At 63.3% G+C, this 20,940-nt stretch carries 14 protein-coding genes; 10 read left to right on the top strand and 4 right to left on the bottom strand.

What is annotated here, in order from left to right; all coding sequences use genetic code 11:
• Positions 1 to 110 precede the first annotated feature (110 nt).
• Positions 111 to 677, bottom strand: a complete 567-nt coding sequence (locus AC50X5_RS15080; RefSeq protein WP_494976965.1) for a hypothetical protein — start codon at positions 675 to 677, stop codon at positions 111 to 113.
• A 271-nt stretch (positions 678 to 948) separates the two neighbouring features.
• On the opposite strand from AC50X5_RS15080, the gene AC50X5_RS15075 reads away from it, so the two are divergent.
• From AC50X5_RS15075 to rlmB, 5 genes are all read left to right on the top strand, one after another.
• Positions 949 to 1,431 carry a CarD family transcriptional regulator gene (locus AC50X5_RS15075; protein ID WP_330188312.1) on the top strand — a complete coding sequence of 161 codons (483 nt, stop codon included), beginning with the start codon at positions 949 to 951 and terminating at the stop codon, positions 1,429 to 1,431.
• A gap of 106 nt (positions 1,432 to 1,537) precedes the next feature.
• Positions 1,538 to 2,386 carry a 2-C-methyl-D-erythritol 4-phosphate cytidylyltransferase gene (gene ispD / locus AC50X5_RS15070; RefSeq protein ID WP_494976892.1) on the top strand — a complete coding sequence of 283 codons (849 nt, stop codon included), beginning with the start codon at positions 1,538 to 1,540 and terminating at the stop codon, positions 2,384 to 2,386.
• 2 nt (positions 2,387 to 2,388) lie between these two features.
• Positions 2,389 to 2,895: a 2-C-methyl-D-erythritol 2,4-cyclodiphosphate synthase gene (gene ispF, locus AC50X5_RS15065; RefSeq protein ID WP_494976891.1), complete on the top strand. Its 507-nt coding sequence runs from the start codon at positions 2,389 to 2,391 to the stop codon at positions 2,893 to 2,895.
• A 53-nt stretch (positions 2,896 to 2,948) separates the two neighbouring features.
• The gene (gene cysS, locus AC50X5_RS15060; protein WP_494976890.1) at positions 2,949 to 4,421 is read left to right on the top strand and encodes a cysteine--tRNA ligase; all 1,473 of its coding nucleotides are present in this window, start codon (positions 2,949 to 2,951) and stop codon (positions 4,419 to 4,421) included.
• Between the two features lie 103 nt (positions 4,422 to 4,524).
• On the top strand, positions 4,525 to 5,514 hold the full coding sequence (gene rlmB / locus AC50X5_RS15055) for a 23S rRNA (guanosine(2251)-2'-O)-methyltransferase RlmB (protein ID WP_463936974.1): 990 nt from the start codon (positions 4,525 to 4,527) through the stop codon (positions 5,512 to 5,514).
• Between the two features lie 88 nt (positions 5,515 to 5,602).
• Here the strand turns inward: rlmB and AC50X5_RS15050 are convergent, their stop codons facing one another.
• The gene (locus tag AC50X5_RS15050; RefSeq protein WP_494976889.1) at positions 5,603 to 6,430 is read right to left on the bottom strand and encodes a carbon-nitrogen hydrolase family protein; all 828 of its coding nucleotides are present in this window, start codon (positions 6,428 to 6,430) and stop codon (positions 5,603 to 5,605) included.
• 128 nt (positions 6,431 to 6,558) lie between these two features.
• Between AC50X5_RS15050 and glgX the strand changes: the two genes are divergently transcribed.
• Complete coding sequence (gene glgX / locus AC50X5_RS15045; RefSeq protein WP_494976888.1) at positions 6,559 to 8,673, top strand: glycogen debranching protein GlgX; 2,115 nt, start codon at positions 6,559 to 6,561, stop codon at positions 8,671 to 8,673.
• Between the two features lie 10 nt (positions 8,674 to 8,683).
• Here the strand turns inward: glgX and AC50X5_RS15040 are convergent, their stop codons facing one another.
• Positions 8,684 to 9,109 carry a VOC family protein gene (locus AC50X5_RS15040; protein ID WP_494976887.1) on the bottom strand — a complete coding sequence of 142 codons (426 nt, stop codon included), beginning with the start codon at positions 9,107 to 9,109 and terminating at the stop codon, positions 8,684 to 8,686.
• A 121-nt stretch (positions 9,110 to 9,230) separates the two neighbouring features.
• On the opposite strand from AC50X5_RS15040, the gene AC50X5_RS15035 reads away from it, so the two are divergent.
• A complete protein-coding gene (locus AC50X5_RS15035) occupies positions 9,231 to 10,160 on the top strand; it encodes a helix-turn-helix transcriptional regulator (RefSeq protein ID WP_494976886.1) in 930 nt (309 codons plus the stop codon).
• Between the two features lie 16 nt (positions 10,161 to 10,176).
• On the opposite strand, the gene glgP is transcribed toward AC50X5_RS15035, so the two are convergent.
• A complete protein-coding gene (gene glgP / locus AC50X5_RS15030) occupies positions 10,177 to 12,795 on the bottom strand; it encodes an alpha-glucan family phosphorylase (RefSeq protein WP_494976885.1) in 2,619 nt (872 codons plus the stop codon).
• 234 nt (positions 12,796 to 13,029) lie between these two features.
• Here glgP and AC50X5_RS15025 point away from each other — a divergent pair, with 234 nt between their 5' ends.
• Genes AC50X5_RS15025 through glgB form a run of 3 tightly spaced genes read left to right on the top strand, consistent with a single transcriptional unit; the run spans position 13,030 to position 20,614 of the window.
• Complete coding sequence (locus AC50X5_RS15025; RefSeq protein ID WP_494976964.1) at positions 13,030 to 15,099, top strand: alpha-1,4-glucan--maltose-1-phosphate maltosyltransferase; 2,070 nt, start codon at positions 13,030 to 13,032, stop codon at positions 15,097 to 15,099.
• Positions 15,096 to 16,892 carry a maltose alpha-D-glucosyltransferase gene (treS, locus tag AC50X5_RS15020; protein ID WP_494976884.1) on the top strand — a complete coding sequence of 599 codons (1,797 nt, stop codon included), beginning with the start codon at positions 15,096 to 15,098 and terminating at the stop codon, positions 16,890 to 16,892. Before AC50X5_RS15025 ends, treS begins: the two co-directional genes overlap by 4 nt.
• Before the next feature lie 2 nt (positions 16,893 to 16,894).
• Entirely contained in the window at positions 16,895 to 20,614 is a 3,720-nt protein-coding gene (glgB, locus tag AC50X5_RS15015) for a 1,4-alpha-glucan branching protein GlgB (protein WP_494976963.1), read from the top strand.
• The last annotated feature ends 326 nt before the right edge of the window (positions 20,615 to 20,940 follow it).

Here is a 20,940-nt window from a genome sequence, read left to right as displayed (position 1 = left end):
GCTGCCCGTTTCGGGGGCAGCTGCCAAGTCCACGTAAAAGAGGAGGAGTTCCGAGCGGGAACTCCTCCTCTTTTAGGTTCCGTTACAGGTCCCGGACGGGCGGTACCGCCCTAGTGGCCGCCGGCTGCGCCTTCAGTGGCGTGCGGTTCAGCCGATTCAGTGGTGGAGGCGGTAGGAGATGCGGATTCGGTAGGAGTGCTGCCCTCCGGCAGGTACGCCGCGTACTCGGGCAGTGTTCCGTCAAGAACGGGAACGCTGACGGTCTGCTCCATGTTTGTGGCGCTTTCCAGGACGGTGACGTCCAGCAGGGAACCCGGGATGTCGCCGGTGGTGCTCAGGATCGCTTCATCCGACGATTCGTTCAGGAGGGTGTTGGACTTTGCCTTCACCGGAATCTGGGTTTCAGAACCCTTAGCACCGCGGATGGTGAGGTTGACGTCCTGCGAGGACGAGTTGAAAACAGCGCCGATGACGCGACCGGGGTTATCTTCACCGGTGGAAATAATCATGATGTTGCGCAGCTGCAGCGGGCCGAGGTCAGCGGCGATGCCGTCCGAGGCGGAGTACTGGTGATTGGTCTGCTGCGGGTTGGTGTATCCGCAGCCGGTCACGGACAGGAGGCTGATGCCAAGAGCGGCTGTCGCCATGGCAACCTTGCTGCGCCGGGCCCGGGTCATCGCAGTGAAACGCACGTCACGTACTCCTTGAGAGTCTTGGAACATTATTCAGCCATAGCCTATCCGCAAACGGGCACAATCGAGGATTCGGTGCGGTCATACGACCCTTGGCACGGAGTTCGGTATGCACTATTATCCGGGTTCGTCAAGGGGTTTGAGGGGGTCGATCCTCCACTATTTCCGCGTATTTTCGCGGATCTTGGGCCTATCCCAGGCCAGTCGTATGCCTGAATCGTGATAAACTGGTCTGCGGGAAAGGGGATATGTCCACATGGTATTTGAGGTCGGCGAGACAGTAGTTTACCCTCACCACGGTGCTGCGAAAATTGAAGAAATCAAGATGCGCACCATCAAGGGCGAAGAGAAAATGTATCTCAAGCTCAAAGTGGCCCAGGGTGATCTGACCATTGAAGTTCCAGCAGAAAACGTTGACCTTGTTGGGGTACGTGACGTAGTGGGCAAGGAAGGCCTGGAGCACGTTTTTGACGTTCTCCGTGCCGAGTTCACTGAAGAGCCCACCAACTGGTCACGCCGGTACAAGGCCAACCTTGAAAAGCTTGCCTCCGGTGATGTCATCAAGGTAGCGGAAGTAGTCCGCGACTTGTGGCGACGTGATCACGATCGTGGCCTCTCCGCAGGTGAGAAGCGGATGTTGGCCAAGGCCCGGCAGATTCTGATTTCAGAACTGGCTTTGGCTGAAAAGACTGACGAGGAAGCGGCGGCAAACGTCCTCGACGAGGTTTTGGCCTCCTAAGAATTGAGCCCCGGCTGCACCGAGTGCAGCCGGGTTTCTTTTTACCGGGTGCTTTCTCACCAGTTTGGATGCGGCAGCGGGGGTCAGGCGTCGTAGGCTTGGGCGCATGAGTATTGACACCCCGCGGAGCACTGACACGCCGCGGACCGCCGAGAATCCGCGCCCGGTCATGGCCGCCATTGTGGTGGCCGCAGGATCCGGTGAGCGCCTGGGCTATGGCATCCCCAAGGCACGTGTGCCGTTGGGTGAAGCCAGCATCCTCATGCATGCCCTCCGCGGGGTTGCTGCGGCCGGGATTGTCCGGCAGATCTGCGTGGCCGTGCCTGCCGGAGACGGGGCGTTGGTCACGATCTGCGAAAATTTCGCCGATGAACTACGCAGCGAATCTGACCAGCCGGACGGAACTCTGTCCAACCCGTTGGTGACAGTCGTCGACGGCGGCGCGAGCCGCCCGGAGTCCGTGCGTTCGGCATTAGCCGCCGTCCTCGAGGGCACCGAGGCGGTCCTGGTCCACGACGCAGCCCGGGCGTTGACTCCCGAAAACGTCTTCAAGCGTGTTGCGGATGCCCTTGCCGCCGGTGCCACTGCAGTGATTCCCGCGGTACCCGTCGTGGACACCATCAAAACAGTCACCGCTGCCTCCGGTGCCGGAGATGCCGCCGTCGCACCCGAGATTGTCACCGGTACCGCTGTCCGGGAGGAGCTCCGGGCCGTCCAGACACCGCAGGGCTTTGCCTTGAAGACGCTCCAGCGCGCCCATGAATCCGCAGCACTCCTCGATAACGCCCAGGCCGCCGCCATCACCGACGACGCCATGCTGGTGGAATCCATTGGTGAGCCGGTCTACGTGGTGCGCGGTTCCACCCAGTCCCTGAAGATCACCACGCCACTGGACCTCATCATTGCCGAGGGTCTGCTTGAGGGTCCACTGGGTGTGCGTTGGGTGGAAGGCTAGAAATGAGTGCCAGTCCCTTGATCCTGCCCCGAACCGGCATCGGCGTTGATGTCCACGCCTTCGGGCCCCAGGACCAGCCGCGTCCGCTGTGGCTGGGCGGACTGTTCTGGGAGGGCGAACGCGGCCTGGCCGGCCATTCCGACGCCGACCCCGTGGCCCATGCTGCCGCCGACGCGCTGTTCTCAGCCTGCGGGATCGGCGATCTCGGCGTCCACTTCGGCACGGACAGGCCTGAGTTCGCCGGAGCATCGGGAGTTACCCTCCTGGCCGAGGCCGCCCGTATCGTCCGCGCCGCCGGGTTCGAGATCGGCAATATCGCCGTGCAGTTCGTGGGCAACCGGCCCAAGTTCGGGCCGCGCCGCGAAGAATCTCAAAGGGTGCTCAGTGAAGCGGCGGGAGCGCCGGTCAGCGTCACCGCCACCACCAGCGACGGGCTGGGCTTTGCCGGCCGCGGAGAAGGAATTGGGGCCATCGCCACAGCGCTGGTTTATCCCGCGGGAGCCTCCTGACGGCCACACCAGCCCTGGCTGTCCGTCCGCGCCGCATCGGCTAATCTGGAGCGGTGACCCTGCGCTTCTATGACACAGCATCCGCCGAAGTCCGCGACTTCGTTCCCCTCATCCCGGGTAAAGCGAGCCTGTATTACTGCGGCGCCACGGTGCAGGGCATGCCGCATGTGGGCCACATCCGCTCGGCGGTCGCCTTCGACCAACTGACCCGCTGGCTGACCTACCGGGGCCACCGGGTCACAGTGGTCCGCAATGTCACGGATATTGATGACAAGATCCTGGCAAAATCGGCCCAGTCCTTTGAGCCGGACTTCAACGTTCCGGGCGAAGTCCCGGCGGAAGAATGGTGGGCACTGGCCTACCGCTATGAGCAGGAATTCCTGAACGCCTACGACACCCTGGGTGTTTCCCGGCCCACCTACGAGCCCCGTGCCACCGGCCACATCCCGGAAATGCACGCCCTGATCCAGCTGCTGATCGACCGTGGCCATGCCTACCCGGCACTGGACGACTCCGGCGATGTCTACTTCGACGTACAGTCCTGGCACAAGTACGGTTCCCTGACACGCCAGAACATCGATGACATGCAGGCCGCACCGGACGTCGAACCCCAGTTCAGCAACAGGAAAAAGGATCCGCGCGACTTTGCGCTCTGGAAGGGCTACAAAGAGGGAGAGCCGACGACGGCGCGCTGGGAATCGCCGTGGGGTGCGGGCCGTCCGGGCTGGCACCTTGAATGCTCCGCCATGGTCACCAAGTACCTGGGCACCGAATTCGATATCCACGGCGGCGGCCTGGACCTGCGCTTCCCGCACCACGAGAACGAGATGGCCCAGTCACAGGCGGCCGGCCACGGCTTTGCCAACTTCTGGATGCACAACGGCATGGTCACCTACCAGGGTGAAAAAATGTCCAAGTCGATTGGCAACACCATCAGCCCTGCCGAGATGCTCAAACTGGCCTCGCCCCGGGTGGTCCGCTACTACCTGGGCCAGGCGCACTACCGCTCTGTGCTGGACTACCAGCCGACGTCGTTGCAGGAGGCAGCTGCCGCCGTCGAACGCATTGACGGATTCCTGGCGAAAGCGTCGGCGCGATTGGGCACGGACTTCGGATTTGTTGCAGGGCAGGACAGCGTGATGACGGAAGCCCTGCAGGCTTTCGGGGACGCCATGGACGATGATCTGAACGTCCCGCGCGCACTGGCCGCCCTTCACGAGACGGTTCGGACCGGAAACAGCGCTTTGGCCTCCGGGGATGACAAGGCGGCAGGCAGCGCGAGGGCCGCAGTTGCCATCATGACTGACATCCTGGGTCTGAACGCCGTTGCGACGGCAGCTGCGGGGACCAGCCAGGCGATGTCGGCACTCGACGTCCTGGTGGAAGCACAGCTCGAGGCCCGCGCCACGGCGCGCGCCGCCAAAGACTGGGCTGCTTCGGACGCCATCAGGGACACCTTGAAGGCTGCGGGAGTCGTCGTCGAGGACGGCCCGGACGGCGCCACGTGGAGCCTGCAGCGGGATTGACCGGCCCGGCGGTCGAGCTGCCGGGAAAGGCCGGATCCTCGATTTAACTTGAGTCAGTAGACTGGTATGCAGACTCAGTCAAACAATCAAGGGTGGAATTCTCATGGCCAACAATGGTCGCCGATCGATTAAAGCAAAGAAGGGCCCCACGGTCGGAACCGGTGGCCACGGCCGCAAGGCACTTGAAGGCAAGGGCCCCACGCCCAAGGCCGAGGACCGGCCGTACCACAAGGCCCACAAGAACAAGCAGCTGGCCGAACGTTCCGCTGCCAAGCGTTCCCCGGGTGCACGCAGCGCCGGCGCCGCACGGACAGGTCCCAAGGGCCGTGCCACCGAGGAAGTCGTTACCGGGCGCAACTCCGTGGTGGAAGCCCTGCGGGCCGGTATCCCGGCCAAGGCCCTGCACATTGCCATCCGCATCGAGATGGACGACCGCGTCAAGGAATCCCTCAAGATTGCCGCCGAGCGTGGCATTCCCCTGATGGAGACGGGCAAGCCTGAGCTCGACCGAATGACCGACGACGCCATCCACCAGGGCCTGGTCCTGCAGATCCCGCCGTATGAGTACCAGGACGCGTACGACCTCGCCGAACAGACCGTGGAGAAGTGGAAAAAGGGCTACATCGCCAACGCTCCGATCTTCGTGGCACTTGACGGCATCACGGATCCGCGGAACCTCGGTGCAATCATCCGTTCCGTCTCCGCATTCAGCGGGCACGGCGTGATCGTCCCCGAACGCCGCTCCGTCGGCGTCACGGCCTCAGCCTGGAAGACCAGCGCCGGTGCAGCAGTCCGCGTCCCCGTGGCCCGGGCCTCCAACTTGAACAACGCCCTCAAGCAGTTCAAGCACATGGGCATCTACGTCCTGGGCCTGGACGGCGACGGCGATGTTTCGCTGCCCGACCTTGCGCTGGCAAGCGAACCCGTCTGCATCGTGGTTGGCTCCGAGGGCAAAGGCCTCAGCCGCCTGGTCCGCGAAAACTGCGACCAGATCGTCTCCATCCCGATCGACTCCGCCATGGAATCGCTCAACGCCTCCATGGCCGTGGGCATCTCCCTCTACGAAGTTTCACGGCAGCGCGCCGCTAAATAGTTCCGGCGGGTCGGCTTTTGCCGGCTGCTGCGCTCGTTCCTCACGCAACAACGCAGCCTACGCAAAAGCCGGACCTCCGACGCTGTTTTCAGAACTCATGACGGTTGGCCAGGACCGGGAGGGTTTGGCGGGCTGACTTCACGACTCCGGGGTCCAGGTCCGCCAACACCAGGCCCGGGGCGCCGTCGAGCTCTTCAAGAACCTCCCCAAGCGGGGAGACGACGGCGGAATGGCCCACCCCGGTGGGGGCCCCGTTTTTGGTTGTGATGCCCTGGCTTGCCGGGTCGCCCTGCCCGCAGGCAAGGACGTAGGTGGTGGAATCCAGTGCCCGGGCGCGGGACAGCAGTCGCCACTGATCCACCTTGCCGGGGCCGGCACCCCAGGAGGCACATACGATGCTGACCTCGGCGCCGCGTAGCGCGTTAGTGGTGAACAGGTCCGGGAAGCGGATGTCGTAGCAGGTAGCCAGTCCGAAGGTGAGGCCGCCGACGTCGAAAGTCACCGGTTCCGTTCCCGCAACCACTGTGTCCGATTCGAGGAATCCGAACGCGTCAAAAAGGTGGATTTTGTCGTAGTGCGCCTCGACGCCGGGGCCGGTGGCGAGGAGCGTGTTCCGGACCTTGGCGGGAGAACCGCCGGCGGGCCCCGCGGAATCGGCAGCACCGCCCGGTGTGAACATGCCCGCCACGATCACCACGTCCAGCGAAGTGGCAATCTCCCGGACATTGGAAGCCCAGGGTCCGGTCAGCGGCTCGGCGATGTCCGTCAGCGAATTGCCGAAAGCCCGCATGCTGGCCTCAGGAAACACCACCAGTTCGGCGCCCCCCGCTTTTGCGCGGCCCGCAAAGTCGCGCAGCAGGGCTAGATTCTCCGAGGTATCCCGGCCGGAAATGATCTGGGCAAGGGCGACCCGCATTTTGTACCTCCACGTCGTGTGATTTCCTCAAGTATGCATGGGACCCCGCAGTCGGGGGCCGGACGTCACATATCCAAGGAATTCACGGAGAAACCGGAGATTCAGGCGGGGCGGCTAATATTTGACTAATGGTCATGCCCCTCTTAGAGACAGCTTCCACCATGGACGCCTCCAAAGCCCTGCCGCTGGGTCTCAGCGTCCCGCGCTCGGGGATCCCCGCGTTGGACGATCCCCGGCATGCCTGCGTCAACGTGGCTGTGTACGCTCCAGGGGTGGACCGGCTGGAGGTTTTGTACAAGGCGCCCGGCGGGGAATGGCAGACCAAGAAGCTCCCGAACGTCACCAACGGCGTGCACCACGGCGTCGTTGAGGGTTTCCCGGTAGGCACCCGTTACGGCTTCCGCTCCACTTCCCGGGAAGCGACGCTGCCGCTGTCCTTCCCTACCGCGAATCTTGACGACGGCGGCGGGCAGCCATTGCTGCTGGATCCATATGGCCGGGCGGTGGATGAGCAGGAAGGCTTCCTGACCAGCGTCAGAATGGCCAGCGACTTTTACTGGGGCGGCGATGAACGGCCACGGCTGCACTGGCGGAACACCATCATCTATGAGGCCCACGTCCGTGGCCAGAGCATGCTGCACCCGGATGTGCCCGAGGAACTCCGCGGCACGTATGCGGGAATGGCGCACCCGGCCATTATTGAACATCTCAAGTCTCTGGGCATTACCTCCGTGCAGCTGCTGCCGGTCCACTTTCATCTGGACGAGCCGCACCTGCAGAATCTGGGGCTCACCAACTACTGGGGCTACAACACAGCAGCTTTCTTCGCCCCGCACGGTGCTTACGCCACCAAGGCTGCCCGCGATGCAGGTCCGCAGGCGGTTCAGGACGAGTTCAAGGGCATGGTCAAGCTGCTCCATTCCGCCGGCCTCGAAGTCATCCTGGACGTGGTCTACAACCACACGGCAGAAGGCGGACCCGACGGCGGCGCGTTGAGTTTCCGGGGGCTCGGCGAGGACAAGTATTACCGCACCGACGGCAAGGGTAAGTACCTGGACACCACTGGTTGCGGCAATAGCATGAACTTTGGCGAACCGCGCGTGGTGCAGTTGGTCCTGGACTCGCTGCGCTACTGGGTGGATGAATTCCACATCGATGGTTTCCGGTTCGATCTTGCCGTCACGCTGTGCCGGAATGGGGCCAATGAGTTCGATCCCAGGCATCCGTTCCTGGTGGCCATCGCGGCGGACCCCGTGCTTTCGGATGTCAAGCTCATCGCAGAGCCCTGGGACGTGGGCTATGGCGGCTGGCAGACCGGCCAGTTCCCGCCAGGCTGGGTGGACTGGAACGACCACTTCCGCGACGCCCTGCGGACTTTCTGGGTCGCGGACCGCGGCGCCATTGATGCCGGCGGCCGCGGCACCTCTGTGGCCCGGCTGGCGGACGCGCTGTCCGGCTCGGCCGGCTTGTTCGAAGCATCGGGGCGTTCCAGGCTGGCCTCTGTCAACCTGATCACCGCCCACGACGGTTTCACCCTCGCGGACCTCACTGCCTATGACCGCAAGCACAATGAGGCCAACGGCGAGCAGAACCGGGACGGCCACGGGGACAACAAAAGCTATAACCACGGTATTGAAGGCCGCAGCGAGGACGAGCTCGTCCTTGCCAAGCGCGCCAGAACCCGGCGCAACCTGATGGCGTCGCTGATGATCTCGCTGGGCGTGCCTATGATCACAGCTGGCGATGAACTGGCCCGCACCCAGCAGGGCAACAACAACGCCTACTGCCAGGACAACGCCATCACCTGGCTGGACTGGACTCCGACCAGCGAGTCCCAGGCGATGCTCCGCAACACCAAACGCTTTATCCGGCTCCGCAAGGAATTCCTGGCCGGCCAGCCGTATGACTACCCCCTGCGCGACGAACAGTCCTACATGTACTGGTATGGCCCCGACGGCAAGCCGATGTCATCCGAGCAGTGGAACGATTCGCACCATCGCCTGGTCCAGTTGCTGCTGGGCGCGGAAAACGGCATGGTAGCGGGCTTGGTGGTGATCAACGGCGGGCCTGAGGACGCCAAGATCACCTTGCCTGAGGTATTGAATGACGCCGGCGACGCCGAACGTACCTTTGAGCTGCGGCTCACCACGGCGGACAGCCACGAGCGGCGCCAGGGCGCCACAGTCCAGGCAGGGAGCACAGATCTGGTGGAGGCCTACTCCATCAACATCTACCGCACCTAGGACGTGCCGGTCAGGACGTTGGTTGCGCCCGGGCGGTGAGCATCTGCAGGTAGTGCGGATTGTGCATGATGCCCAGGATGTTGCCGAAGGGGTCGACCACCGACGCGGTCGTGAAACCAGCCTCACGAGCGGTTACCGGTTCGTACTCGGAGGCGCCCATCGCGCGCAATTTGCTGATGGTGGCGTCGAGATCATCGACGTGCCAGAACATCACTGCACCGCCGGGAGTGTTGGCCGCTCCTTCAGGGGCATAGCGGCGGTCTATGAGGCCCAATTCATCCTCGTCGTCCCCAACTCTGAACTCAAGGTAGGCCGGTATCGCTGGCGGTGGCGGGAAGGCATAGTACGGCTCTATGCCTAGCAGTTCGGTGTACCAGTCTCTGGCGGCGACCAGGTCGTCGGCGTAAAAGCTGACGGTGGCAAATCCTCGAAACATTGCTGTGCTCCTGTCTGCGGCGGTGTTCCTATGCTTGTGATTCCCATCATGCCTACCTAAAGTGTTCAACAAGTGAGCACTTTTCCCGGGGGATGTGGCAAGTATGCGAGCGGATCGACTGGTGGCTACCCTCTTACTCATGCAGGCCCGCGGTCGTGTGACCGCTGCTGAGTTGGCAGTGGAGCTCGAGGTGTCGGTAGCTACCGCCCGTCGCGACCTCGATGCGCTTTCTACGGCTGGGGTCCCGGTTTACCCTCAGCCCGGACGGGGCGGCGGATGGTCGCTCGTAGGAGGTGCCCGTACGGACCTCTCCGGTCTCACTGCAACCGAGGTGAAGGCTCTGTTCCTGCTCGCTGGTCCAGCCGCGTCCCTGGCGCCTTCGGTCCGCTCAGCGCTGCGCAAGCTCGTGCAAGCTCTGCCGAACACCTTCCGGGAAGATGCCCGGGCGGCCGCCGATGCCGTCGTGGTGGACCCCACACCCTGGGGAGAACGTGAGCGTGAACGCCCCGATCTGGTCGACATTCTTCAGGACGCAGTTATTCGCCGGCGAAAGGTCTCGCTGGAGTACGAAGACCGCGGACGTCAACTGAGTCGACGCCTTGTTGACCCGTTGGGGCTGGTTGACAAAGATGACGTTTGGTATCTCGTCGCTGGCACCGAAAAAGGACAGCGCACCTTCCGCATCAATCGGATAACCGGGGCTGCCATTACCGAGACTCCCGCTGAACGGCCCGCAGACTTCGAGTTATCACCGGAATGGAGTCGGATCGTTGACGAAGTGGAGCAGCGTCGCGCGCTCCTCTGGGCGACCGTGCTCATTCCCGCAGACCGGCTGACAGTCCTACGATCCCAGTTCGGCCGTCACTGCGAGACTTTGGAAACCGGCGACGACGGGCGCGTCCGCGTTCGCATCGCCGCACCGATGGCCCTGTCCATCGCTGAGCTAATAGCGGGCTGGGGTTCAACCGTCGAGGTGCTGGAACCCGACTCTGTCAAGGTCCACCTCGCCCGCCTTGGGTCCGAACTTGTAGAGCACTACGCACCGAGGTGAAAAATTCGGGATCACGTCAGGCGTTAACGATCAGCCCCAGTTCCGCCTTCGAAGCCAGTGCCGAATGACGGGGTAAGACCCGCACCGTGTAGCCGAACGAACCAGAGCGGTCGATCAGCACCGAGCCGGTGAACAGGTGCCGGCCATTGCCCAGGTCCTCAAGCGGCTTCAACTCCAGGAGCGTGATGTCGCTCAATTCATCGCCGTCCCCGGCGCGGCCGAATGCCACCTCCACCGAGACGTCCTCGGTGGAAAGCGAGTGCAGCGCAACGTAGGCATTGACGTGCAGGGTGTCGCCGATCTGCGGATCTTCGGAAACGCCCAGGGAATCCACGTGCTCCACGTGGACGTGCGGCCAGGCTTCACGGACCGTGGTGGTCCAGGAGGCGAGATGGCGTGCCTGTTCGAAGTCGTTGGCGACGGCTTGTCTGCCGGCAGTGGCGGCGGGGCGGTACAGGGTGTTCACGTAGTCCTGGAGCATGCGGTCCGCGGACACGGCGGGGCCGAGGTGGGCCAACGTGTGCTTGATCATCGAGACCCAGTGCGTGGGCACCTTCTCGGTTCCAGCTTCTGACGGACCTGCTGCGCCGGCGGCTCCGGAGACAGTGGTGCCGTAGAAACGCGGAGCCACCTGGGTCTCCAGGAGTTCATACAGCGCTGCCGCCTCGATGTCGTCCCGTTCCTCCGGGGATGCGTCATTGTTGGCCGTAGGAATCGCCCACCCGTTCTCGCCGTCGTACATTTCGTCCCACCAGCCATCCAGGACCGAGAGGTTAAGGGAGCCGTTCAGGGCAGCCTTCATGCCCGATGTACCACATGCCTCAAGGGGGCGCAGCGGATTGTTCAGCCAGACGTCACACCCGGGGAACAAGGTCCTGGCCATGGCGATGTCGTAGTTGGGCAGGAACGCGATCCGGTGGCGCACCTCGGGATCGTCCGTGAAGCGGACCAGTTCCTGGATCATCTTTTTACCGGCGTCGTCGGCGGGGTGGGACTTGCCGGCGATGACCAGTTGGATGGGATGTGTGGGGTGCAGGAGCAGCGCGCGCAGCCGGTCCGGCTCGCGGAGCATCAGGGTGAGGCGCTTGTAGGTGGGAACACGCCGGGCAAAGCCGATAGTGAGCACGTTGGGGTCAAGCACGTTGTCCGTCCACGCGAGTTCAGCATCGGCAGCGCCGCGCTTCTTCCAGGCAGCCCGGAGCCGGCGCCGGACGTCCTCCACCAGGACGGAACGCATCTCCTTCCGGACCTGCCAAACGTCCAGGTCGCTGACGTTGTAGGCGAGGTCCCAACGGCCGTTAGCCTCGGCCTCGCCGCCAAACTGCTGGCGTGCGAGCTCGGAGATGCGGCTATCCACCCAGGTGGGGACATGGACCCCGTTGGTTACAGAAGTGATGGGAACCTCGGACTGGTCGAAGCCCGGCCAGAGAGCCGAGAACATGCCACGGGAGACCACGCCGTGGAGCTTGGCCACGCCGTTGGCCCGCTGGGCGAGGCGCAGGCCCATCACCGCCATGTTGAAGACTGACGGGTTGCCGCCGTCGAAGTTTTCGCGGCCCAGGCCCAGGATCCGGTCAACGGGTACGGCAGGAGCCAGCCCTGCCTGGAAGAAGTGCTGGATCTGTGCGATCTCGAAGCGGTCAATCCCGGCCGGCACGGGAGTATGCGTGGTAAAGACCGTGGATGCACGTCCGGCTGTCAACGCTTCATCGAAGCCAAGGGCCCGGTCCCCGGCCATCAATTCCTGGATGCGTTCAATGCCCAGGAATCCGGCGTGGCCTTCATTGGTGTGGAAGACCTCCGGAGCGGGGCAACCGGTCAGGCGTTGGTAGACACGCAGTGCCTTGACTCCGCCCATTCCCAGCAGGAGCTCCTGTTGCAGCCGGTGGTCGCCGCCGCCGCCGTACAGACGGTCGGTGACGCTACGGGCGGCGTCATCATTACCCGGCACGTTGGAATCCAGCAAAAGCAGAGGAACACGTCCGACGTCGGCACACCAGATGCGTGCCAGCAGCCGGCGTCCATTGGGCAGCGGCAGCGAGATCTGGATGGCAGGACCGTTGCCGTCATCTGACGGTTCGCGAAGCAGGGTCAGAGGCAGGCCGTCCGGGTCCAGGACAGGGTAGGTTTCCTGCTGCCAGGCATCACGCGACAGCGATTGCTTGAAGTAGCCGGCCTGGTACAGCAGCCCCACGCCGATCAGCGGGACGCCCAGGTCCGAGGCCGCTTTGAGGTGATCGCCGGCCAGAATCCCGAGGCCGCCAGAGTACTGCGGCAGCACCTCGGTGATGCCGAATTCCGGAGAAAAGTAAGCGATCGACGCCGGCGCGTCCGCTCCCAGCCCCTGGTACCAGCGTGGCTCCTCGAGGTAGCGGTCCAGGTCCTGGGCGGCGGCCTGGACCTTGGCCACGACCTCCGGATCGCCGGCCAGCCTATGGAGGTCCTCGCGGCTTACAAGGCCCAGGAAAGTCACCGGGTCATGCTCCGATTCGGCCCAAACCCTGGGGTTGAGCCCTGCAAAGAGTTCGCGCGTGGGCCGGTGCCACGACCAGCGCAGGTTGGTGGCCAACCTGGCGAGCGGCCGGATGGACTCGGGTAGGACGGTGCGGACGGTAAACCTGCGGATAGCCTTCACCTGCGCCACACTAACGGACAAGGTGGTCGGCAGGAACAGGATTGGGTTTCTTTTAACTAATGGTTTCCATCCGGTAATAGCCGGGTACTCTTCGTTTTTACCCCCTTTTACACCACTGCGGTATGCCCATGCGACGTAAAGGAAAAAAAGACAGACGACTTAGCAATCTCCCGTTTTTGTCGCTAACGTCGAGGTGTGACGACTAACGGAGTACATCTACGCCCGGAGAATCCACTGCCGGGGGAGCGAAAGTCTGCGAAGCCCGGGGCCGGGGGTGTGACGTCCGGTTTGCAATTTGGCCGGTTTCCGATCACCGCCGTGCAGCCGGTGGTCGAGGATGGCAAGTTCCCCGCGAAGGCCCTCCCTGGTGAGGCCATCACGGTCGGCGCCACTGCATTCCGCGAAGGCCACGACCAACTCGGTGTCAGCGCCATCCTCTTTGATCCGCAGGGAGTGGAACGCCAGTGGGTCCGGCTCAGCCCGCCCCGCGGCGAGCGCGGAATGGGAACTGACCGCTGGGAGGGACAGCTGGTCCCCGGCGAACCGGGGGATTGGTCCTTTGCCATCGAGGCCTGGCATGACCGTTACGGAACCTGGCACCACAATGCCGAAGTCAAGATCGCTGCCGGAGTGGACGTAGAGCTGATGCTCGCCGAAGGCGCAGCACTCCTGTCCGAAGCCGCTGGTGACGCCGGCCGCGACGCTGCGGACCAGCTCACCTTCCGCCGGGCGGCAGAAGCCCTGGCAGATGCGGGCCGCACCATCGGGGAACGGCTTGCCGCCGGTTTCGCGCCCGAAGTAACTGCCGCCGTCGAACGTCTCCCCATCCGCGAAATGGTGACCACGTCCCAGCGCTATCCGTTGCTGGTGGAGCGGGACCGGGCAGGACGCGGAGCCTGGTATGAGTTCTTCCCCCGCTCCGAGGGCGCCGTATTTGATCCGCAGGACGGCACCTGGACGTCCGGAAACTTCCGCACCGCCGCCAAGCGGCTGGACGCGGTGGCCGAGATGGGTTTTGACGTCCTGTACATGCCGCCCATCCACCCCATTGGCGTCCAGTTCCGCAAGGGACCCAACAACACGCTCGTCGCCGGCCCCAAAGATCCCGGTTCACCATGGGCTATCGGGGCGAAAGAGGGCGGGCACGACGCCATCCACCCGGATCTGGGAACGTTCGAGGATTTCGACGCCTTTGTGGCCCGCGCCAATGAGCTGGGCCTGGAAGTTGCGCTGGACCTTGCCCTGCAGGCGGCTCCGGACCATCCCTGGGTGGAGTCGCATCCTGAATGGTTCACCACCAGGATCGATGGCAGCATCGCTTACGCCGAGAACCCGCCCAAAAAGTACCAGGACATCTACCCGCTGAACTTCGACAACGATCCCGACGGCCTGTCCCGCGAAATCCTGCGGATCGTGGAGCTGTGGGTCAGTCACGGCGTGCGGATCTTCCGCGTGGATAATCCACATACCAAACCGGTGTGGTTCTGGGAGTGGCTGATCAAGTCAGTCAACGCCAAGACCCCCGGCGTGGTGTTCCTGGCCGAGGCCTTTACCAGGCCGGCCATGATGCACGCGCTGGGCAGGGCTGGGTTCCAGCAGTCCTACACGTACTTCACCTGGCGGAACACCAGGGAGGAGCTGGAAAGCTACTTCAACGAGGTCAGCCACGACAGTGCGGCCTACTTCCGGCCCAACTTCTTCGTCAACACCCCGGACATCCTGACTCCCTACCTGCAGTTCGGCGGACCGGCTGCCTTCCGGATCCGGGCCGCCCTTGCTGCTACGGCGAGTCCGTTGTGGGGCGTCTACGCCGGTTATGAACTCTACGAGCACGTGGCCCGGCCCGGCGCCGAAGAGTACATCGATAACGAGAAATTTGAGTACAAGGCGCGGGACTGGGAAGGCGCCGCAAGGTCCGGCCGCACTTTGGCCCCGTACCTGACCCGGCTCAACGAGATCAGGCGGGCCCACCCGGCGCTGCTGGACCTGCAGAACCTCACAGTCCACCGCAGCACTGACGACTTCACCGTGGTGTACTCCAAGCACAAGATGCTTCCTGACGGTACCAAGGACACCATCATCGTTGTCGTCAACGTCGATCCGCACGTCACCCGGGAATGCAACGTCTCCCTGGATCTGGCCGCACTCGAACTGGATAGGGAAGACCTGACTCCTGAGGGCCGCTTCCGGGTCGATGACCTCATCTCCGGCCAAAGCTGGGAGTGGGGCAGCGACAACTACGTCCGTCTGGACCCCCATGCCGAACCCGCCCACATCCTGAGCGTGAGGAGAACGCGTCCGTGAGTTTCAACCCGCAAGGCTCAAGCCAGCACTACACTCCCAAAAACACCTTCGAGCTGAATGCTCCGGGCCTGCAACATGATCCTCTGTGGTACCGGAAGGCCGTGTTTTATGAAGTGCTGGTCAGGGCTTTCGCGGATGGTAACGGGGACGGCTCGGGAGACTTCATCGGGTTGATCAACCAGCTTGACTACCTGCAGTGGCTGGGCGTGGACTGCCTCTGGCTGCCGCCGTTCTTCCAGTCACCGCTGCGCGACGGCGGCTACGACATCTCGGACTACAACTCGGTACTGGACGAGTTTGGCACCATCAGCGACTTCAAGCGCCTCGTGGCCGAAGCCCACGCACGCGGCGTCCGCGTGATCATCGACCTTCCGCTGAACCACACGTCGGACCAGCACCCCTGGTTCCAGGAATCCCGCCGGGACCCGGATGGTCCGTTCGGTGATTTCTATGTGTGGAGCGACACCGACGAGAAATACCAGGACGCCCGCATCATTTTCGTGGACACCGAGGAATCCAACTGGACCTTCGATCCCATCCGCCGGCAGTTCTTCTGGCACCGCTTCTTCAGCCACCAACCGGACCTTAACTTTGAGAACCCCAGGGTCATCGACGCTTTGTTCGACGTCGTCAGGTTCTGGCTGGACCAGGGAATCGACGGATTCCGCGCAGACGCTATTCCCTATCTCTTCGAAGAGGAGGGCACCAACTGCGAGAACCTCCCGGCAACCCATCACTTCCTGCAGGACCTGCGGAAGATGGTGGATGAGAACTACCCGGGCCGCGTCATCATCGCAGAAGCCAACCAGCCGCCCAACGAAGTAGTGGAATATTTCGGCACCGAAGAGGAACCGGAATGCCACATGGCATTCCACTTCCCCATCATGCCGCGGCTCTATTACGCGTTGCGGGACCAGAAGGCGGCTCCCATCATCGAGACAATGGCGGAAACGCCGGCCATTCCCGAAGGCGCCCAATGGGGCACGTTCCTGCGGAACCACGACGAGCTGACGCTTGAAATGGTCACGCCGGACGAACGCGCCGCAATGCTGGGCTGGTACGCACCGGACCCGCGCATGCGGGCCAACATCGGGATCCGACGCCGCCTGGCACCGCTGCTGGATAATTCCCGTGCCGAAATCGAACTGATCAACGCACTGCTGCTGTCCCTGCCTGGCAGCCCGTTCCTGTACTACGGCGACGAAATCGGCATGGGTGACAACATCTGGCTTGAGGACCGCGACGCCGTCCGCACGCCCATGCAGTGGAATCCCGACCGCAACGCGGGCTTTTCAGACGCTGATCCCGGCAAGCTGTACCTGCCGGTCATCCAGTCGCTGGTCTACAACTACAACATGGCCAACGTCGAGGCGGAGTCTGCGCACTCAGGTTCCCTCCTGCGCTGGACCCGCCAGATCCTGAGTGTCCGCAAGAACCACCCCGCCTTCGGGCTGGGCGAGTACAGGCACGTTGAGGCAGACCACGACGCCGTACTGGCGTACCTGCGCCATCTCCCCGAAGGCAACAGTGCCGGTGAGCCCGCACAGACTATCCTCTGCGTCTTCAACCTGTCCCAGCATCCCGTGGCAGCCAGCCTGAAAATCCCGGAGTTCGCCGGCCGTGGGCTGCGGGATGTGTTCGGCGGCCAGCCCTTCCCCGGCATCCGGGAGGACGGTTCGTTGACGCTGACCCTCGGCAGCCATGACTTCTTCTGGCTGCGGGTGCGTTCCGCAGCCTCCAACCCCGCATCGCCCTATACACAGGCCATGCCCGTCCTGTCCCTCGAAGGCTGATGTTGATGTCGCCGGAACTGGATCCCGCTCTCGAAGCACTCCTGCGCGCCTGGCTGCCGCGGCAACGCTGGTTCCCCGTTAAGACCCCCCAGTTTGGCCTGGAGCGGGTGGGGGGATTCAGCCTTCCCGGTTCCGGGAGTGTTGAACTGGAAGTCCTGCTGCTGGCCGTGGAATCAGCCGGTGCCGATACCGGAATCCGCCGGGACATTGTGCAGGTGCCACTGAGCCGGCACCTGTCCATATCGGATACCTTGTCCAAGGCCCTGGTGGGCGAGATGCCGGCTCCCGACGCCGGCCCGCTCTGGGTGTACGACGCCGTCCACGATCCGGCTTTCATTTCTGCATGGCTTGACCTTATGCGGCCCGGCACGCCCGCAGCCTCCGGCACTCCTGCTGCCAGCGGCCCGCCGTCGGGAGTTTCAGGACACCGTAGTTCCGCCGGGCCTGCGCTCCCGGCAACAGCTACCACCAGCCGTGTACTGACCGGGGAGCAATCAAACAGTTCGGTCATAGTCGACGACGGCGCTGCAGCCACCATCATCAAGTTCTTCCGGGTGCTCTCCGAAGGAGAGAATCCAGAGGTTGGCGTCGGCGCGGCACTTACCGCAGCAGGATGTACCGAAGTTCCGGCCACGCTTGGCTGGGTGCGCGGCCAGTGGCAGGCCATGGATGGCCAGGGGCAGCCACATGTTGCCGAGGGTGAGCTGGCAGTGGCGCACGAATTCCTCGCCGGCGGCCAGGACGCCTGGCGCCTCGCGGTGGAAGCAGCCCGCGAGGGTCGCGACTTCAGCGCTGAGGCACGCGAGCTGGGGGCGGCTACGGCTACCGTTCACGTGCGGCTGGCTGAAGCACTAGGCCAGTCGAGCGAGTCTGTCCCGGGCAGGGACATTGCAGCAGCAGTAGCCCAGCGGGTGCGGCAGTACTGGGTCGAGGCGGGTACCGCCGTCGGTTCATACGACGATGCACTTGAAAAGCTGCTGAAAAATGTCGAAGGCAGTCCCGCCGGGCCGCTGCAGCGGATCCACGGCGACCTCCATCTGGGCCAGATTCTCAAAGTGGCGGGCGCGGATGGGAATCAGGATCGCTGGGCCATTCTTGACTTCGAGGGTGAACCCCTGCGTCCGGTCGCCGAACGGAGCACTCCGGACGTTCCCCTGCGCGACGTCGTGGGCATGCTGCGATCCTTTGACTACGCAGCCGGTGCTGCGGAGCGGGAGAGCAAAGGCGTTGAGGTCCGGCAGGAGTGGGTTGATGACTGCGCCGAAGCCTTCATCGCCGGGTATACCTCGGTCACGCCCGGCACCATTGACCGGACATCGCCCCTCTTTATGGCATTGTGGCTGGACAAGGCCCTCTACGAGGTGGTCTACGAATTACGTAACAGGCCAGGTTGGCTGGCCATTCCAGTGAATGCGTCCAGGCGGATCCTTGGCGGTAACGGCTCCGGCGACCAGCCGGATGCAGCAGCGGAAGGTGAATATATGACCAACTCAGTTCCAGCGGAAAACGTGCGCAAGCCCATCAGTGTTGACCCGGGCACGTTGGGACAGGTTGCCAACGGCGAACACCATGCCCCGCACTCGGTCCTCGGAGCCCATCTGGATGATTATGGCTACGTCACCATCCGCACGGTCAAGCACCTCGCCACAGCCGTGTCCGTGGTGACCGCCGACGCCGTCGTTCCCATGGTTCACGAGGCCCACGGCATCTGGGTGGCGGTTATGGACGCGCCCGATCCGGGACACGTTCCGGACTACCGGCTCGAGGTGACATACCAGGGTATGGCGGCGCAGACCTTTGACGATCCCTACCGCTACCTGCCCACTGTCGGCGAGCTGGACATGCACCTGATCGGTGAGGGACGGCACGAAAAGCTCTGGGAGGCTCTGGGTTCCCACGTGCGGCACTACAAGTCCGTTCTCGGGGATGTCGACGGCGTGTCCTTCGCGGTGTGGGCACCCAACGCGGAGGCCGTACGCGTTAAAGGTGATTTCAACGGCTGGGACGGGCGTGAACACTCCATGCGGTCGCTGGGGTCGTCCGGCATCTGGGAGGTCTTCATTCCCGGTGTTTTAGCAGGGGCGTGCTACAAGTTTGAAATCAAGACCCGGCACGGTAACTGGATCGAAAAGGCAGACCCCTTGGCCTTCGGCACTGAGGTGCCGCCACTGACTGGCTCCAAGGTGGTGGAAGCACAGTACGTCTTCCAGGACCAGGACTGGATGGAAGCCCGGGCCGCCCGTGATCCGCATAACTCACCCATGAGCGTCTACGAGGTCCACCTCGGTTCATGGCGCCTGGGGCTCGGCTACCGCGAATTGGCCAAGGAACTGGTGGAGTACGTCCAGTGGCTCGGCTTTACCCACGTGGAGTTCATGCCCGTTGCGGAGCACCCGTTCGGCGGCTCGTGGGGCTACCAGGTCACCTCATACTTCGCACCGACTTCCCGGTTCGGCCACCCTGACGAGTTCCGCTACCTCGTGGACTGCCTGCACCAGGCCGGGATCGGCGTCCTGCTGGACTGGGTACCGGCACACTTCCCCAAGGATTCCTGGGCATTGGCACAGTTTGACGGCCAGCCGCTGTACGAGCACTCTGATCCGCGGCTGGGAGAACACCCGGACTGGGGAACGCTGATCTTTGACTTCGGCCGGTCCGAAGTACGGAACTTCCTCGTGGCCAATGCGCTGTACTGGCTTGAGGAGTTTCACATTGATGGCCTTCGGGTGGATGCCGTGGCGTCCATGCTGTACCTGGACTACTCGCGCGAAGCCGGCCAGTGGCGGCCCAACAAGTACGGCGGCCGGGAGAACCTCGAGGCGATCTCCTTCCTGCAGGAGACCAACGCCACCGTGTACAAGACGCATCCGGGCGTTGTGATGATCGCAGAAGAATCCACGGCCTTCCCCGGAGTTACCGCTCCCACCAGCCAGGGCGGTCTGGGATTCGGCATCAAGTGGAACATGGGCTGGATGCACGATTCGCTCAAGTACGCTTCCGAGGATCCGATCAACCGCAGCTGGCACCACGGGACCATGACGTTCTCCCTCGTCTACGCGTTTACGGAAAACTTCCTGCTGCCCATCAGCCACGACGAGGTTGTCCACGGCAAGGGATCGATGCTGCGCAAGATGCCCGGTGATCGGTGGCAGCAGCTCGCCAACCTTCGGGCGTTCCTTGCCTACCAGTGGGCGCACCCAGGTAAGCAGCTCATTTTCATGGGCACCGAGTTTGGCCAGGAAGCCGAATGGTCCGAGCAGTATGGCCTTGACTGGTTCCTTGCCGACATTCCAGCCCACCGTGGCATTCAGCTCCTGACCAAGGATTTGAATGAGCTCTATAGCTCGACGCCGGCACTGTACGCCCTGGATAACGAACCGGCCGGGTTCCAGTGGATCAACGGCGGCGATGCGGGCCGCAATGTCTTCACCTTTATCCGGTGGGACCGCGAAGGCAATCCTCTGGTGTGCGCGGTGAACTACGCGGGAGCTCCGCACCACGACTTCGCTTTGGGTGTTCCGTCGGCCGGGGAGTGGGTGGAAGTCCTCAACTCCGACAACACCGTCTACGGTGGTTCGGGCGTATTGAATGTCGGACCACAGCTTGCCTCCACGCCTGGTGTGGACGGGCAGCCCGCGTTGCTGACGGTCAGCCTCCCGCCCCTTGGAGCGGCGTACTTCAAGCCGGTCGCTTCGGAGGACTCCGTTCCCCCCGCGATCTAGGACAGACCTTCCCTTCACGTCGCCCACAACGGGTGCTCTCTTCAGAGGCCCGCGACGCTTGGCGGACGCCACCTTCCGGGAGCTGGTTGGCACTCCCGGAAGAGTGGTGGTATAGTTTATTTCCGCGCTGCTCCCCGGAGTCAGCCGGTGAAAGATTCGCTTGGCGGATCGGAAATCGCCGGTTTGACAGGGATGCGGGCAGTGCCTAAGATAGTAAAGTTGCTCCGGAGCGATCCACGGCTGAGATGTTGTGGTGGTGCCGGGTGTGTCTGTTGTTTGAGAACTCAATAGTGTGCCAAGTTTATTGATACCGATTTATTTATATG

The sequence above is a fragment of the Pseudarthrobacter sp. MDT1-40-2 genome (genome assembly GCF_059383595.1).
Note: the sequence above shows the minus strand (reverse complement) of the source record. Positions and strands in the feature narration are given on the sequence as shown.